At 60.3% G+C, this 433-nt stretch carries 1 protein-coding gene; it reads left to right on the top strand.

Features of this window, described 5'->3' with window-relative positions; all coding sequences use genetic code 11:
• Positions 1-433: UDP-3-O-acyl-N-acetylglucosamine deacetylase (locus tag FLO80_RS23925; RefSeq protein ID WP_188078411.1), on the top strand; the 433-nt coding region annotated here is incomplete at both ends.

Below are 433 nucleotides of genomic sequence, written 5' to 3' on the forward strand. Positions count from 1 at the left end.
ATACGGTGGAGCACCTGCTCTCGGCCATGGCCGGCCTGGGTATCGACAACGCCTACGTCGAGCTGTCCGCTTCGGAAGTGCCGATCATGGATGGCAGCGCTGGTCCGTTCGTATTCCTGATCCAGTCCGCCGGATTGCAAGAGCAGGAAGCTGCCAAGAAGTTCATCCGCATCAAGCGCGAAGTCAGCGTGGAAGAGGGCGACAAGCGCGCCGTCTTCGTTCCGTTCGACGGCTTCAAGGTCAGCTTCGAGATCGATTTCGATCATCCGGTCTTCCGTGGTCGCACCCAGCAGGCCTCGGTCGATTTCTCCAGTACTTCCTTCGTCAAGGAGGTCAGCCGCGCCCGTACCTTCGGGTTCATGCGCGATATCGAGTACCTGCGTTCGCAGAACCTGGCACTCGGCGGTAGCGTGGAGAACGCGATCGTGGTCGA

Source organism: Aquicoccus porphyridii (assembly GCF_008369105.1).
Taxonomy (GTDB): Bacteria; Pseudomonadota; Alphaproteobacteria; order Rhodobacterales; family Rhodobacteraceae; genus Aquicoccus; species Aquicoccus porphyridii.